Source organism: Cellvibrio sp. QJXJ, assembly GCF_024452345.1.
GTDB lineage: Bacteria > Pseudomonadota > Gammaproteobacteria > Pseudomonadales > Cellvibrionaceae > Cellvibrio.
The window spans coordinates 3,186,152-3,201,340 of record NZ_CP101662.1; the positions used below are offsets into that span (position 1 = coordinate 3,186,152).

Annotated in this window: 15 protein-coding genes; 3 read left to right on the forward strand and 12 right to left on the reverse strand. The window is 50.4% G+C overall.

Features of this window, described 5'->3' with window-relative positions; translation table 11 throughout:
- Positions 1-36 precede the first annotated feature (36 nt).
- Complete coding sequence (gene argB / locus NNX04_RS13845; RefSeq protein ID WP_007639314.1) at positions 37-942, forward strand: acetylglutamate kinase; 906 nt, start codon at positions 37-39, stop codon at positions 940-942.
- A 57-nt stretch (positions 943-999) separates the two neighbouring features.
- Positions 1,000-1,614, forward strand: coding sequence for a nucleoid occlusion factor SlmA (slmA, locus tag NNX04_RS13850; protein ID WP_007639312.1), 615 nt, complete (start codon positions 1,000-1,002; stop codon positions 1,612-1,614).
- A 45-nt stretch (positions 1,615-1,659) separates the two neighbouring features.
- Here slmA and NNX04_RS13855 read toward each other — a convergent pair whose 3' ends face one another.
- Positions 1,660-2,262, reverse strand: a complete 603-nt coding sequence (locus NNX04_RS13855) for a hypothetical protein (RefSeq protein WP_261946149.1) — start codon at positions 2,260-2,262, stop codon at positions 1,660-1,662.
- 45 nt (positions 2,263-2,307) lie between these two features.
- Positions 2,308-2,958, reverse strand: coding sequence for an orotate phosphoribosyltransferase (pyrE, locus tag NNX04_RS13860; RefSeq protein ID WP_151055020.1), 651 nt, complete (start codon positions 2,956-2,958; stop codon positions 2,308-2,310).
- A gap of 212 nt (positions 2,959-3,170) precedes the next feature.
- Here pyrE and NNX04_RS13865 point away from each other — a divergent pair, with 212 nt between their 5' ends.
- On the forward strand, positions 3,171-3,941 hold the full coding sequence (locus NNX04_RS13865; RefSeq protein WP_007639305.1) for an exodeoxyribonuclease III: 771 nt from the start codon (positions 3,171-3,173) through the stop codon (positions 3,939-3,941).
- A gap of 93 nt (positions 3,942-4,034) precedes the next feature.
- Here the strand turns inward: NNX04_RS13865 and NNX04_RS13870 are convergent, their stop codons facing one another.
- From NNX04_RS13870 to NNX04_RS13915, 10 genes are all read right to left on the reverse strand, one after another.
- Complete coding sequence (locus NNX04_RS13870; RefSeq protein ID WP_007639303.1) at positions 4,035-4,448, reverse strand: Dabb family protein; 414 nt, start codon at positions 4,446-4,448, stop codon at positions 4,035-4,037.
- 161 nt (positions 4,449-4,609) lie between these two features.
- Positions 4,610-5,818 (reverse strand): radical SAM family heme chaperone HemW, encoded by a 1,209-nt coding sequence (hemW, locus tag NNX04_RS13875; RefSeq protein WP_261946150.1) that lies wholly within the window; start codon positions 5,816-5,818, stop codon positions 4,610-4,612.
- Positions 5,818-6,420 carry an XTP/dITP diphosphatase gene (locus tag NNX04_RS13880; protein ID WP_261946151.1) on the reverse strand — a complete coding sequence of 201 codons (603 nt, stop codon included), beginning with the start codon at positions 6,418-6,420 and terminating at the stop codon, positions 5,818-5,820. Before NNX04_RS13880 ends, hemW begins: the two co-directional genes overlap by 1 nt.
- A 73-nt stretch (positions 6,421-6,493) precedes the next feature.
- The gene (locus tag NNX04_RS13885; protein ID WP_261946152.1) at positions 6,494-6,955 is read right to left on the reverse strand and encodes a DUF4426 domain-containing protein; all 462 of its coding nucleotides are present in this window, start codon (positions 6,953-6,955) and stop codon (positions 6,494-6,496) included.
- A 71-nt stretch (positions 6,956-7,026) separates the two neighbouring features.
- Positions 7,027-7,614, reverse strand: a complete 588-nt coding sequence (gene metW / locus NNX04_RS13890; RefSeq protein ID WP_007639297.1) for a methionine biosynthesis protein MetW — start codon at positions 7,612-7,614, stop codon at positions 7,027-7,029.
- A complete protein-coding gene (gene metX / locus NNX04_RS13895) occupies positions 7,614-8,756 on the reverse strand; it encodes a homoserine O-succinyltransferase MetX (RefSeq protein ID WP_261946153.1) in 1,143 nt (380 codons plus the stop codon). Before metX ends, metW begins: the two co-directional genes overlap by 1 nt.
- Positions 8,757-8,861: 105 nt before the next feature.
- Complete coding sequence (locus NNX04_RS13900; protein WP_261946154.1) at positions 8,862-10,886, reverse strand: dynamin family protein; 2,025 nt, start codon at positions 10,884-10,886, stop codon at positions 8,862-8,864.
- Between the two features lie 283 nt (positions 10,887-11,169).
- The gene (locus tag NNX04_RS13905; RefSeq protein ID WP_261946155.1) at positions 11,170-11,760 is read right to left on the reverse strand and encodes a PEP-CTERM sorting domain-containing protein; all 591 of its coding nucleotides are present in this window, start codon (positions 11,758-11,760) and stop codon (positions 11,170-11,172) included.
- Positions 11,761-11,970: 210 nt separating this feature from the next.
- Entirely contained in the window at positions 11,971-14,046 is a 2,076-nt protein-coding gene (locus NNX04_RS13910; RefSeq protein ID WP_261946156.1) for a TonB-dependent receptor, read from the reverse strand.
- A 7-nt stretch (positions 14,047-14,053) separates the two neighbouring features.
- Entirely contained in the window at positions 14,054-15,187 is a 1,134-nt protein-coding gene (locus tag NNX04_RS13915) for a HupE/UreJ family protein (RefSeq protein ID WP_261946157.1), read from the reverse strand.
- Between the last annotated feature and the right edge of the window lie 2 nt (positions 15,188-15,189).

A 15,189-nucleotide genomic window follows, 5' to 3' on the forward strand; every position in this document is an offset into this window, starting at 1 on the left:
TCAACGACTTTTTATTATTTACAGGATATTTGAGTTATGTCTTTAAACCGCGAATCGGCAATGAATATCGCCAACGTATTAACCGAAGCCCTGCCCTACATCCAACGTTTTACCGGCAAAACGGTGGTGGTGAAATTTGGCGGCAATGCGATGGAAGGCGAAGAGCTGCAAAACAGTTTTGCGCGCGACATAGTATTGATGAAACTGGTGGGCATGAACCCGGTAGTGGTTCACGGCGGCGGGCCACAAATTGGCAGCCTGTTGGAAAAGCTCAATATTAAATCGGAATTCATCAATGGTATGCGCGTGACCGACAGCGCGACGATGGATGTAGTCGAAATGGTATTGGGCGGCACAGTCAATAAACAAATCGTCAGCTTGATCAATCGCAATGGCGGCCAGGCGATTGGTTTGACCGGTAAAGATGGCAAATTAATTCGCGCAAAAAAACTCACCGTTACCCATAAAACACCGGAAATGTTAGCGCCGGAAATTTTGGATATAGGTCACGTAGGTGAAGTGGAGCATGTCAATACCTCGGTCATTGATATGCTGATCAACAGCGATTTTATTCCGGTGATTGCACCCATTGGTGTGGGTGAAGACGGTGCCTCCTACAATATCAACGCCGATTTGGTTGCGGGAAAAATCGCAGAATTTTTGCGCGCGGAAAAATTAATGCTGCTCACCAACGTGTCTGGCCTGCAAGACAAACAAGGCAATGTATTAACCGGCTTGAGCACTGAACAAGTAGACGGCTTAATTGCCGACGGCACTATCTACGGTGGCATGCTGCCAAAAATCGCCTGCGCACTGGATGCCGTAAAAGGTGGTGTCACCAGCGCCCACATTGTGGATGGTCGCGTCAATCACGCCGTGCTGTTGGAAATTTTCACCGACGCCGGTGTCGGTACACTAATTACCAATAAAGCCAAAGCGTAATGAAATGGCAGGCTGCATTAGCAAAAGCAGGTGCAGCCTGCAATGAATGGAGGCTCTATGATTAAAACCCCAAACACAACAACACCGCGCCGTCAGCAAATATTGGAATGTCTGGCGCGGATGCTGGAAGCCAGCCCCGGCGAGCGCATTACCACGGCGGCACTGGCGAAAGAAGTCGGCGTGTCGGAAGCGGCGCTCTATCGCCACTTTCCCAGCAAATCCAAAATGTTTGAGGGTTTAATTGAATTTATTGAAGAGACGATTTTTTCGCGTATTACGCTAATCCTGGCAGATGAAAAATCCACCCTTAAACGCTGCGAAAAAATTCTTTCCCTGCTACTTAATTTTGCAGAGCGCAATCCGGGCTTAACCCGCTTGCTCACCGGCGATGCTCTCACCGGTGAAACCGAGCGACTGCGCACACGCATCGAACAATTTTTTGATCGCATCGAAACCCAACTCAAACAAATTTTGCGCGAAGCAGAATTGCGCGAGGGGGTGCATCCCCAATTGCCCATCGCCGCTGCGGCCAACTTATTAATCGCCTTGGTGGATGGCCGAATCGCCGAATTTGTACGCACCGGTTTTCGACGCCGTCCTACCGAGCACTGGCAAGAACAGTGGCAATTAATCGCCCAGGGATTTTTAGTGTCCAGTGCTGTACAGGCGTAAAAAAACCGGCAATTGCCGGTTTTTTTACGCATGAATACAAAAAATTTATTGGGTAATTTCAATAAACCGTGTGCGATCTTCATCAAACTTTTTAGACATCTCACTGTATTCCTGCTCGCGCTGCTGGATTTGCAACTGAATATCCTTTTCTTCCTGGGTGAGATTGTTAATGCTTTTAAGCAGGTCTTCCGGTAGTTGACGGCCGCTGCGCTCAACCGCTGCCGCTTGCGATTGATAATCCTGCAAGCGTTTATTAGCTGAGTGTAAATTGGCTTCCAGAATGCTGATATTGCCGCGCAAACTCTCAAGGTTACGCTGCTTGGCAGCATCTATATCACCGACATTGCTATAGCTGCGGCGCAACTGTATATCCTCGCGCTCGCGCTGTTCGCGCAATTGCTTTTCTTGTAGCGCACGCTTGGCAGCATCGCCCTCGGGAGCGGGCGGCACCACTTCAATCACCTTGCCGCTAATACTGACAACTTCATAACCCTTACTGACAAACTCAGCGGGAATATTACTGTCCATCACGGTGACACCTTCGCTGTTTTTGTAGCGATAGATTACCTTGGCTGATTTGTTAGCCTGTGCCGCAACACCCTGCGCAAACATCACTCCAATAGCAAACACCACCAACAGTTTACGCATCTGGATTCATCACCTCGTTAGCGTTATCGACAACAGAATGGTAGATCACGCCAGATCCACACCGTAGGTTGCACGATAAGTTTTAATTTTTTCCACCATCGCCTCTTGCCCTGCCTGACCTTGCAGATAATCGATGATGTGATTCAAATTGATAATGCTAATGACCGGAATCCCAAAGGTCTGTTCCACTTCCTGAATGGCCGATAACTCACCCTGGCCTTTTTCCTGACGGTTCAAACCAATCAATACGGCCGCTGGTTTGGCACCGGCCGCATTAATAATCGCCATCACCTCGCGCACCGCGGTGCCTGCGGTAATTACATCGTCCACAATCAGAACTTTTCCCTGCAGCGGCGCTCCTACCAAGGTGCCGCCTTCGCCGTGATCTTTGGCTTCTTTGCGGTTATAGCAGTAGGGCAAGTCGCGTCCGTGCTGGTCAGCCAAGGCAATCGCGGTGGTGGCTGCCAGAGGGATGCCTTTATAAGCCGGGCCAAAGACTATATCGAATTCCACGCCAGATGCCGTGATCGCCGCCGCATAGTAACGTCCCAACTCAGCCAGTGCCTGACCGGTTTGAAAGCGGCCGGCATTAAAGAAGTAGGGGCTGGTGCGCCCGGACTTGAGCAAAAACTCACCAAAGCATAGGGCTTGATGTTTGACTGCCAGCTGAATGAAGTCAAATTGGTATTTTTCCATGCAAAGTATCCGACTATGAACTAAGTTTGAGGTGACAAAAATAAATACAACGAGGTCTCAACCATGAGTGAGACCCGCATTTGGATCAACGCGCCGAGCCAAATGTAAGGATGTGAAAAATAGTAACACCTACCACAAAAAACCCAACCGTAGCGGTAACACAATCACACCAAGCTCGGGTATGATACACAGTCCGTAATCAAGGGGCTAACATGAGAGTTATCAGTCTTAGCGTCGATGGCATTTTTCAGGCGGCGCAACGCGGCCTATACACTTGGCTCGCGAATCAGGATGCAGATTTCATCTGTCTACAAGATCTTCGCGCGCTTGAGCGTGAACTGGAAAAACCCGAGTTCCAACTCAAGGGCTACCACGCCTATTTTTTCGATTCAGGTACCAAACACTACAACGGTGTCGCTATTTATTCGCGTATGCAACCCAAAGCACTAATTTACGGGTTAGGTTTTGCGTCGGGCGTGGATATGGAAGGCCGCTATTTACAAGTCGATTTTGAGCAGTTGAGCATTGGCTCACTGCTCGCGCCGAGCGCCAGCTCGGAATTGGAATCGCAAGAAGTCAAAATCAAATTTTTTGACGACTTCCAGGCCCATCTGGACAAAATTACCCGCAAACGCCGTGAATATATTTTCTGCGGCAACTGGCAAATGGCCCACACACCCAAAGATGTGAGTAACAGCGCGGAAAACCAACACAACTCCGGGTTTTTACCCCACGAGCGTCAATGGTTGAGCCAACTGTTTAACCAAATTGGTTACGTCGATGCCTTCCGCAAGGTCAACAAAGACAGCGATGAATACAGCTGGTGGCCGAATGGTTTAAAAGATGATGGCGACGGTTGGCGCACCGATTTTCAAGTGGTGTCCAACAGTCTCGGCGGCAAAGTGGAGTATGCGGCAATTTATAAAACCCAGCAGTTTTCCAGCCATATGCCGGTGATTATCGATTACGACATAGAGCTGTAAATCGCCCCCAATTAAATACCGTAAAATGTAAAAAAGCCCGCTGCGGTAATCCGAAGCGGGCTTTTTTATTATCTGCCATTTGGCAAAAATGGTTTAAACCGCAAGTGCGTCGTACACCACAACTTTGCTCCACAGGTGTTTATGCTCATCGATAAACTTTTGATGCAGTGGATGAACCTGATAAATATCCTGCCCCGCCACATCATCAAAACCGAGCAATTCGGAAACATGGTAGGAGTTATCCACCACGTCACGCTTTTCCGTAGAGGCAGGCACGCCCACGTGGATGCTGCGCACGGTTTCAATCGCCGCGAGTGATTTCACCCCGGCTATTAATTTTTCCAGATCTTCTTTTGAATCCGGATTTTTCAACCAGAAAAAAACATGGTGCAACAATTTCGGCATAGCATTGGCTCCGGCTACAGGTTTGGCGAGTGCATCGCCCGCCACCAACGCGGCACCGGCGATAGCACTGGTGGTAAGAAAATCACGGCGTGTAGTTGTCATAGTCGCTCCTTTTTATCGATTCATTGTTATTAACGAATGTGTTTTGATAGAGCAGTAAAGTTGCCGCGAATCGCCCTTTGACGCAAAGTTATTTACGCAAGATTACCCAATCAGCACCACAACACAGCTTACCAAACCCGCACAGGTGCGAGCGGCTGTGTTTATTCACTGATAAAAGTTTGCAATACCCGATTTAAAAAGCGGCGACCTAAAGTGGTTGGGCGCGCGCAGCCTTGTGCAATTTCTACCAAACCTTGCTGCGTTAATGTGTGCCACTGGGGCTCAAGTTGTTGCCAATCAAGGCCGGTGCGCTCAGTGAAATAATTTACTGGCACTCCCCCGTGCAAGCGCAGTGCATTCATCATAAATTCCAGCGGTAGCGCTGCAGGCAGCAACAAATCGCTGCCGCCGCCAAATGTATTTTGATGACCGCCAAGATTGGTGGAGATTTTTTGGGATTGGGCCGCATCCAAATAATGTTTGGGTAAGCGGGTTTTCCACAAGCGCAGAATTTTATCTTCGGCAGGTAAAGTAATTTTGCCGTGAGCGCCCGCCCCTATTCCGAGATAATCGCCAAACTCCCAGTAATTGAGATTATGGCGTGCATATTTTTTAGCGCGTGCATAGGCGGAAATTTCATATTGTGCGTAGCCAGCAGCAGCCAATAATTCCACGCCTGCATCCTGAATATCGGCGAGTATTTCCTCCTCCGGCAATATCGGTGGTGCGGAATAAAATGCGGTGTTTTGCTCGATGGTGAGTTGATACCAAGAGAGGTGTTCCGGCGCGAGATCAATTGCCTGTTGCAAATCGGCTTGTGCCGCAGCAACGGATTGTTCCGGTAAACCGTGCATTAAATCCAGATTGATATTGTCAAACCCGGCAGTGCGTGCAACGCCGACCGCGCGCAGCGCTTCTTCACGACCGTGTACGCGGCCGAGCAATTTTAATTGTTGATCATTAAAACTTTGAATGCCGATGGATAGACGATTCACCCCTGCCGCGCGAAAACCGGAAAATTTTTCCTGCTCAAACGTACCGGGGTTTGCTTCGAGGGTAATTTCTATATCAGGTTCAAAACCGATAATTTTTTCTGCATCTTTTAATATCTGGCCAATCGCCTGCGCCGACAACATACTGGGTGTGCCACCGCCAAAAAAAATGCTGGTGAGTTTGCGGCCTTGCGCAAGCACTTGATCCTGTTGTAAATCCAAACGCAGCGCATTTACATATTCTGCTTCAGGAATATCATTATTCGCTTGATGGGAATTGAAGTCGCAATAAGGGCATTTGCGAATACACCAAGGCACGTGAACATAGAGCGCTAGTGGTGGTAATTGTAGTGATAGCGACGGTAGTATCAGTGACATTATTGGCTCTTCAGTGCAGATAATTTTTGTAACAATTCCTGCATGGCTTTACCGCGATGACTGATGCGATTTTTTTCGGCTTTATCCAACTCAGCCGACGCACAATTGTGGCTGGGCACAAAAAATAACGGATCATAACCAAAACCACCTTCACCGCGCGGTTCGGTAAGAATCACACCTTCCCATGTACCATGACACAGAATCGGCGTTGGGTCTTCTGCATGGCGCATAAACGCCAGCACCGCATGGTAGCGCGCCGTGCGTTTTTCTGTAGCAACGCCATTTAATTCCTGCAAAAGTTTTGCATTGTTGTCTGCGTCTTTTGCAGCTTCACCCGCATAGCGCGCGGAATAAATTCCGGGGCGACCATTGAGCGCATCGACCTCAATACCCGAGTCATCAGCAATGGCTGGCAAGCCGGTTTTGGCGCAGGCATAACGCGCTTTGATAATCGCATTTTCAACAAAAGTTAAACCGGTTTCTTCCGCGCTCTCACTAAAAAAATCAGATTGCGGCACCACCTCAAAACCGCAGCCATTGAGTAACTGCTGGAACTCACGCAATTTGCCTGCATTGCCACTGGCTAATACTATTTTTTGCATTGCATTTTTTCCTGAGAATCATCATTAGAAACAAAAGGCGCCCGCAGGCGCCTTTGTCATTCAATAAGTGTTGTTATTTATCCGCATAAAGTGTGCGATTAAAAGTAATCTTAAGCGGCCGTGCCGCGCCATCTACGTTTAATTCGATATCAAAATGCAATAACTCTTCATTGTTAAAAACAAAGGGCGCTAAATAATAGGTGGCGTCGCCTTCGCTCACTTCAATAAATTTTAGCGTTTGTTTTTGCTGCATTAAATTGCGACGTACACCACTGACCTGTGCTGGCAAACCCAAACTCGTTGCACCATTTTCAGTTTTGGTCACACTGATATTGACCAGCGCCCGATCCTTACCGCGCACCAACTTATAGGCTTCCGCTACGTTTGCCGGAATATCAGTGCTGTTAAATACGTTGTAGTGCACGGTGTAAACACCAAAGTGCTGCTGGGTAGCGATTTCTTTGGGTTGATCAATTTGGGCCTGAGCTGTTAGGGCAATCAGGCTTAACAAAAAACCCTGTAGTAACTTTTTCATAACAACACTCCTGTAATGAATGAATCACGACGGTACAGGTAAAAATGCAAAGTAGTATTTGCCTGAAGCCATTATTTACTTAAATGATAAATCGCCGTCTCACCGAACAGATTGGGCATAAAATCTTTGAGCGTCTGACCGGACTGTTCGTTCACCACCTGGCGATGGATCACTTTGATATTACGCTCGCGGCACAGCACTTCAAAGTCTTTAAACGTACAGAAGTGAATGTTGGGTGTGTCGTACCACTCGTAGGGCAGCAAGTCTGATACCGGCATACGGCCGCGCGTCGCTAAATAGAAGCGCGCTTTCCAGTGGCCAAAATTGGGGAAGGTGACAATACATTCTTTGCCCACGCGCAACATTTCATCCAATACCAAATGGGGAAAATGCAGGGTTTGCAGCGCTTGGGTCATGAGCACTGTATCAAAACTTTTATCGGCGAAATTGCCGAGGCCGCGATCCAGGTTTTGCTCGATTACATTCAAGCCTTTATCGATACAGGTATTGATTTGCTCTGCATCAATTTCCAAACCGTAACCTTGCACTTGTTTGGTATCGATTAAAAATTTTAACAATGTGCCATCACCGCAACCCAAGTCGAGAATGCGGCTGCCTTGGGTGATCCAGTGTTGGATTTCATTGAGATCAATACGCATCAGATTTCCACTCCGGCAAGGTAGCGACTAAACACTTGCTGGTAGCGTTCGTCCGGCAATAAAAAGGCATCGTGGCCGTGTTTGGATTCAATTTCCGCGTAGGTCACTGCGCGATTAGCGCCCACCAATGCGTTGACAATTTCGTGCGAACGTTCGGGTGCAAAACGCCAGTCAGTACTGAAGGAAATCACCAAATAATTTGCCTGGGTTTGTTTAAAGGCAAGCACCGGATCGTCATTGTATTCGCGCGCCAAGTCAAAATAATCCAGCGCTTTGGTGATGCGAATATACGAATTTGCATCAAAGGCATTGGCGAAACTGTCGCCCTGATAACGCAGGTAACTTTCGATTTGAAATTCCACCGGCTCCGCGATGCCCAGTTCAAAACTGCCGCTGCGCAAATCGCGGCCGAATTTTTCACCCATCGCATAATCCGACAAGTAAGTGATGTGGCCAATCATGCGCGCGACTGCCAAACCGTTTTTGGGAATGGTGTTGTGCGCGAGGTAATCGCCGTCAAAAAAGTTGGGGTCGCTAACAATCGCTTTGCGCGCCGCTTCGTTGAACGCGATGTTTTGCGCCGAGAGTTTCATTGCCGAGGCGATCACCACTGCATGGCGAATCCGCTGCGGGAAATCCAGCGCCCAGCGCATGACCTGCATACCGCCGAGGCTGCCACCAATCACGGCGGCCCAGACATCAATACCCAATACATCGGCCAAACGCGCCTGACTGGCGACCCAATCGCGCACGCGGATCATCGGGAAATCCGCACCCCAGGCTTTGCCAGTTGCGGGGTTGATGGAGCGCGGCCCGGTGGAGCCATGGCAGCCGCCGAGATTATTGAGCGCAACGACAAAAAATTTGTTGGTATCAATCGGTTTGCCAGGGCCGATATAGGCATCCCACCAGCCGGGGCGTTTGTCGTCCATGCTGTGATAACCGGCAGCGTGATGATGGCCGGAAAGCGCGTGGCAAATCAGTATCGCATTGGATTTTGCCGCATTTAATTGGCCGTAGGTTTCGTAGACCAATTCATACTCATCGAGCGTGCGCCCGCAGGCCAGCAACAGCGGCGCCGTGAAGTGATGAGTCCGGGGAGTAACAAGACCCACCGAGTTGGCGGGTAGTTCGTTTGGCATGGTGATCTCTTACCGCAAGCAGTGGGCGCGCCAGTGGCGGCGCGCCCATCGACATTAAATGATGCGACAGTCTAAAGAGAGCACCTGCCTGCTGCAAGGTAGAGTTTATGAGTTGCCCTGCAACACCGCTTTGCTTTTGGCAAAGGGCAGCACACGTGCGCCGGTGGTGTCGGTGCTGGCAGGTAAATCATCCATCAATTCTGGCTCCAGGGGTTCGGCCAGAATTTCGCGGTAGAGCGGTTCGATACTCATCAGCGCCGATTGCAACTGGTAGAGGTTGGTCTGCAAGGTTTGCAGCTGCTCGGCGTGACTATTGCGCTGGGACTGCATTTGTGTGAGCCGCAACATGTGGTGTTCCAGCAGCTGCTTTTGATATTGGTTTTGATGGAACAGCGGCGCCAATGCTTCCTGCATCCAGTGATTGATGTGCTGATGCAGATCCATATATACCGCGCGCACCTCCTGCACCAACGTATTGATAAAACGGCTGATCAGCGCACTTTTATGGGTGAGTACGGTAGTGAGCGACTTGCGGAACTTCTCGGCGCGGGTCTGTAACTGACGTAACTGGCGGCGCTGCTTCTGGATTTTAAGCAGGTGCCGCATCATCAAATCATCACCCGACAGGCTGTGCTCCGGGCGCTCGTAAATAGAGGTGAGCACGCGGTTACAGCGCTCTATCTCCCGCTCAAGGTGATTAATGTTGCTGTCCACCGCGTCAAAGAAACTGGCGATGGCGCGCGCTAACCCCAAGGTTGTCCAACTCTGGGCGAGGTTGCTGTGCGCCTCCTCGATTTGCCGGTCCAGTGACGGCATGCCAATCGGGCTTAACAACGACAATTGCTGGGATTCCAATAAGCGCTGACTGGTGCGCAGCGACAGCGCTTGTTTATGGTATTCGTGATGGGTGCGCCGAATAGTGTCGCGCAATGCCTGTAATTTTTCGTTGGCCTGCTCGGGGGCAGCGGCACGCAAACTTTCCAACTCTGCTTCGCACTCGGCGATGCGCTTGGCCAACCCGCTGCGGGTATTGATCACCATGGCGTAGCTGTCACCAATCAGCGCGTGGCCGATAATTTGTTGCTGGTTGCGCAATACCGCTTCCGCAAGCATGGATTCCAACTGCGGGAAGTTGCTGCGCGCCAGTTGCGCCTGATTGCGCCCGACTTTGCCGAGCAGCCCCTGTTTGGCCGACACCGCCACCACATGCTGTGACGCGAGGCCAAGCTGATGCGCCGTGAGCTGACGCAGGCGATCGATGCTCGCCGCCACTTCATCGGCGGGAGTAAGGTCGTCCCACAGGCTATCGATTTTGTTGAGCAGGGCGATGACGGCGGTGCAGTTATTGTCGCGCAGGCCCTGAATATGCTCGCGCCAGATCTCCATATCGCTCGCAGTCACGCCAGCATCGGCAGAGAGCAAAAACAAAATCGCCTGGGCATCGGGCAGGGTTTTTAAGGTGAGTTCAGGTTCGTTGCCCAGCGCGTTCAGGCCGGGGGTGTCCACAATGCGCAGACCTTGGCGCAGCAATGGGTGATCGAGGCTAATCAGCGCGTGGCGCCAGGCCGGGAGAGTGACCATGCCCTGGGCATCGCGCTCACCCAGCTCGTCCTCGGCAAAGCCTAACTTAATTGCATCGGCCACGCTGACCTGTTTACTGGCTGAGACTTGATTGATCGCCGCGCGGGTCTGTTCGTAATCCCTGGCATCAAACTGAATAGTCACCCACTTTTGCGGGATTCGCTTGAAACTCTGCAGGCTGGTATTACTGCGGCGGGTTTCGATGGGGAGCAGGCGCACGCAATTGGCGGGCTGGCTAGCATCCCAGAAAATTTCGGTCGGGCACATGGTGGTGCGGCCCGGTTGCGATGGCAACAGGCGACGACCGCCGCCAGCGTAGAGCAGCGCGTTAATCAGCTCGGTTTTACCGCGCGAGAATTCGCCGACGCAGGCGATGGTAAAACTCTCGCCGCGCAACAGCTGACGGGCGCGGTGCAGGGTTTTGTCCATGCTCTGGCCAAACAGGCTGTGCGCCTTGCCCCAATGCTCAAACCGCTGCAGGCGCTCATCCAACTGGCGCTTCCAACGGTTGTAATGGGTCATTTGGCGATGCAAGGATCTGACGTCCATAACGCGAATCTCGTCTGTTGTTAGTAATAACCCAGCGAAATAACCAAAGGGTGATTACATAATTATTTTAGGTAGAGGAGCATTAAAGCCGAAAAACGCGCCATTGGCTAGAAGTTGAGCAGCCAGCGGTTAATTGCGGGGGCTGAGTGGCGGCTAAATTGCGACTTTACAACATCTTTCTGTCAGGGAATTGCGGCGCGCACCGCGCGCGATGAGGGAATTGTTGGGGCAAAAAAAACGCAGCGAGCTGCTGCGTTTTTCAGGGTTTGCAAAGCTGTCTTACTTAGACATTTTGCTTGCGACGACGCAGGCAGACCAATCCAGCCAATGCAATCGCCATTAACACCAGGGAAGATGACTCTGGCACGCTGGTGCTATTAATCTGGATATCATCAACCAGAAAATAATAGCTGGAGGTGATTTGCAAGGTATCGATATTGGCGAAGTTCAGCGCCACGTTCTGCCAGGGGCTACTGAAACTGACTTCAACCATATCTACCAGGCCACCATTGAACCAGCCGATAACAGCGCCGGTTTGCCATTCAGCTTGCCAACCGTGCAGCCACAGATCCTGCACGCTGAAGCTACCGCCGCCCTGCTGGGTCATGAACATATCATCGCCATAGTTGTTCAACGCAGCAAACTTGCCACTGTGGCCACCACCGGTACCAGTACCCCACCAACCACCGGTTTCACTTACATCAATCACATCCATATTAGTGCTGAATACAAAACCTGAATCCACAAAACCAGCACCGGAACTTGGCCCAAAAGTACCAGGCGCGACCTGGCTGTCAAAATCAATAATGGTGGCGCTGGCGCTAATGCTGACCAACAACATAAAGGGAATTAATAAGAGCTGCTTCAGTTTCATAGGTATGTCCGTTTATAAGCATCTAAATAGAATAGTTAATATTTCTACTAACTATAATGAACCCCCTTTTATATGCAAAAAATGATCCACGCGCCAAATTCGGTTTTCTAGATAAAATAAATCCTTAATAATCATTAAGTTAAATAAATTTCACTGCAGTGGATAAAAGCTTGAAATGTCACAATATGTAAAAAAAACCGACACCCGCAATCAAAAATCCAGCTGCACCGACACGCGTAGGCTGCGCGGTTCGAGCGGATGAAAATGCACATCCTCCACCCCCTCGTCCACCTCGCCCGGCAGGCGCGAGGGGTAAAAATAGGTGATGTCGTGATCGCGGCTGTTGGCCAGATTGAGCAGATCCAACCCCAGCGACCACTGCGCCCAGCGATAGCCTAAACCCAGGTTGACCACACTGGTGGACGACGCGCGCTGCTGATTAAAACTGTCCAAAACCCGCGCGCCAAAATAGCGGTAGCGCAAATTGCCATGAAAGCCCTGTGCCGCCGGCGCATAACTCACACCGGCACTGGCGACAAACGGCAGCGAACCATCCACATACTTGCCCTGCACAGTTTGTTGTTCGCTAAAACGCGAGTGGGTCCAGGCCAGTTCGGTATCCAGGCTCCAGCCCTCGGCAAACCAGACATAGCTGGCGATTTCGACACCAGAACGCTCAGAGGCGCGACTCGCCTCGGTATTGCCCGCATCGCCCACAAACAATAATTCTGAATCCAGCGCCAGGTACCAAATCGATGTGGAAATACTGTAGCGCCGGTTATCGAATAATTTTGCACCCAGCTCTGCCCCTTGTGAGCGCGATAATAAATCCACCGGTTCACTCAGCTCACCCGATAGCGGATCAATCACAATTGTTGCACCGCGTGCATCGTTGGAATGAAAACCCTGACCGAGGTTTAAATAGGTTTCAACATTATCGCTAAAGCTATAACTCACACCCGCTTTAATACTGGTAATGTCATCTGATGCCCTGCCGGAGTTTTGTGCAAGATCGCTATCTACCTCCACTTGCAGATAATCATGACGCAAGCCCAGATGAGCACGAATTTTCTCGCTTAGTTGAATATCGCTCTGCGCAAAAAGCGCCAGCGATGTTTCATCAATTGCATCTACGCGTGTCGCTGACAAACGTTCGCGCGCGCGGGTTTTATACAAGCCCACTTCATCGATCGCATCGTGGCGAATTTGCACACCGAGTTTATGGGTTGCGGATTTTCCGGCAAGGCTGGTTTGCCAGTTGCGCACCAACTCACCGCCGAGCAGTTGCCGATCATCCACTTGCTCAAACTCATCACCGTTAACCGGGTCATCCAAAAAATAGGTGAAGTTGGAAAATAAATGTAATGTTGAATCAACAAGGTAAGCGCTGATCGACCAATTGGCGTTCACCCATTGTGTTGACAGACTGTAACGGCTGGCATCACCTCCCACATCGGTATCCAGTGAGCCCAGTGCGTCAATCATGCCCTGCTCCACCGCGCGCTGTGGAATTTGATCGGCCGAGTTCCAACGATTGCGATAGCCCATCGCTGTAAGTGAAAATTCACCGCCGGCAAGGCGCGATGAATAACGCGCAAGCAGATTGGTTTTGCGCAGGTCTTCATCAATATCTTTCCAGGGGCCCGAGTAAGCTTGCGCCTCCATTCCAACTAATAAATGCCCATCATCAATAATGATTGGTGTCGCGCTGTATAAACGCTGATAGCCGTAATCACCCGCGGTAAGCGCCAGTTCACTATTATCCAAGGTATTTTTTACTACAAACGCTGCCGCTCCTGCACCGGAAAAATCACCGACCTCGGCGTAATAAGTGCCTTTGCGATAATGAATGGTGTGAATTAATTCAGGGATAATAAAATTTAAATCCGTATAGCCCTGACCGTGACCGTGGCTGCGCATATTTACCGGCATAGTGTCGATGCTGGTGGCAAAATCAGTGCCGTGATCCAAATTAAAACCGCGCAAGAAATATTGGTTCGCTTTACCGGAACCACTGTGCTGGGTAACCACCATACCGGGAACCATTTCCAGAATTTCACCGGTGCGCGCAAGTGGTCGGTTGGCAATTTCAGCACTGCCGATAACACCCTCTGCGGCCGCCAAGCTGCTGCCCACTAAATTCAGGCGATGGCCGTAGACCACTAAATTCTCCAGTGCTGGCATTGGCCTTGTCGCGGTGGCAAGCGCAAGTCGCTCCGGCTCACTGGCGCTGCCGTAAAGTGGAATAACAATCGCTGCAAAAAAATACTGTATTTTTTTCATCATCACTTTCCTAGGCTGCCCAGCGCTGCAAAATCCATTGCACTGCCACCAACGCAATCACTGCCGAGGTGCCTCCCAAGGCATAGCGCGCATACCAAAAGTAATGGCGCAATAACATCAACACCGGTAACAGCAGTAATACGATTGTCATTTGCCCCAACTCCACGCCCAGATTAAAGGCCAACACCGCCAACAGTTGTTGATCGGCAGGCAAACCCAATTCACCTAACACGCCGGCAAAACCCATCCCGTGTAGCAAACCAAACCCAAAGGTGAGCCAACCCAAACGCAGCAACAGCGGGAAAATATTATTGAGGGCAACCAGCAATACCGAGACTGCAATACCCAATTCCACCCAGCGGCTCGGCAGTTGAATAATGTGTAGCGCCGTAAGTGTCAGGGTGATGGAATGCGCGAGGGTAAATGCAGTGACAATCCAGCAAGCGTTAATAATAATTTGCCGATTATTGCTGACCGCCTGCCAGCGATGGTTGCGCCGCTCCACCACACAGGCGACTAACAACAACAGCAAAAATAAAATATGGTCCAGTCCAATCCAAATATGCAGCACGCCCTGATAAATAAATTCACCCAGCGTCGCAAGTTTACTGCCCTGCTCCGCCTGCCAGTTTATCTGGCGCTGTGTATCGTCCAGCACTCTGATACTGGATGATTTGTTATTGCTGGTACTGGAAAGTGTCAGCAATAATTTATGGTCGGCATCGTCTTTAAAGATTGCGCTGTAGTGAACAGCTATATCGCCAGCAAGTGAACACTGCGCACGCAGCGGAATTACCACATAAGCTTCATTAAAATGCGCATCAATTTGCCAGTCATCACCCAATACCACCGGGCACTCGCTGCCGCGCGTCAATTGCAAGTGGTTGGTTAAATATTTTTTTACGGCATCTGCACGATTTTGTAATTCTTGCCAGCGCAATTGGCCGTCGCCATCCACATCCACCAGTAGCGCACGCTCCAAATCATACAGGCGCACTTGCAGCTCACCGGTTACTAATCCCTGCGAATTAATTTGCACATTCGCGTAGGCGGTACTGAGTTGGTGGGCCGCAGCCTGGTTGGTAAAAGCCCAGCTGATCAACAGCAATACAAAAAATCGATGCAACATTTTTATCTGCGTCATGC

Coding starts and splice junctions, on each gene's coding strand:
- NNX04_RS13865 (WP_007639305.1), top strand. CDS start 3,171: ATGAGAGTTATCAGTCTTAGCGTCGATGGCATTTTTCAGGCGGCGCAA.
- NNX04_RS13885 (WP_261946152.1), bottom strand. CDS start 6,955: ATGAAAAAGTTACTACAGGGTTTTTTGTTAAGCCTGATTGCCCTAACA.
- argB (WP_007639314.1), top strand. CDS start 37: ATGTCTTTAAACCGCGAATCGGCAATGAATATCGCCAACGTATTAACC.
- slmA (WP_007639312.1), top strand. CDS start 1,000: ATGATTAAAACCCCAAACACAACAACACCGCGCCGTCAGCAAATATTG.
- metW (WP_007639297.1), bottom strand. CDS start 7,614: ATGCGTATTGATCTCAATGAAATCCAACACTGGATCACCCAAGGCAGC.
- NNX04_RS13905 (WP_261946155.1), bottom strand. CDS start 11,760: ATGAAACTGAAGCAGCTCTTATTAATTCCCTTTATGTTGTTGGTCAGC.
- metX (WP_261946153.1), bottom strand. CDS start 8,756: ATGCCAAACGAACTACCCGCCAACTCGGTGGGTCTTGTTACTCCCCGG.
- NNX04_RS13870 (WP_007639303.1), bottom strand. CDS start 4,448: ATGACAACTACACGCCGTGATTTTCTTACCACCAGTGCTATCGCCGGT.
- NNX04_RS13855 (WP_261946149.1), bottom strand. CDS start 2,262: ATGCGTAAACTGTTGGTGGTGTTTGCTATTGGAGTGATGTTTGCGCAG.
- pyrE (WP_151055020.1), bottom strand. CDS start 2,958: ATGGAAAAATACCAATTTGACTTCATTCAGCTGGCAGTCAAACATCAA.
- NNX04_RS13915 (WP_261946157.1), bottom strand. CDS start 15,187: ATGACGCAGATAAAAATGTTGCATCGATTTTTTGTATTGCTGTTGATC.
- NNX04_RS13910 (WP_261946156.1), bottom strand. CDS start 14,046: ATGATGAAAAAAATACAGTATTTTTTTGCAGCGATTGTTATTCCACTT.
- NNX04_RS13880 (WP_261946151.1), bottom strand. CDS start 6,420: ATGCAAAAAATAGTATTAGCCAGTGGCAATGCAGGCAAATTGCGTGAG.
- NNX04_RS13900 (WP_261946154.1), bottom strand. CDS start 10,886: ATGGACGTCAGATCCTTGCATCGCCAAATGACCCATTACAACCGTTGG.
- hemW (WP_261946150.1), bottom strand. CDS start 5,818: ATGTCACTGATACTACCGTCGCTATCACTACAATTACCACCACTAGCG.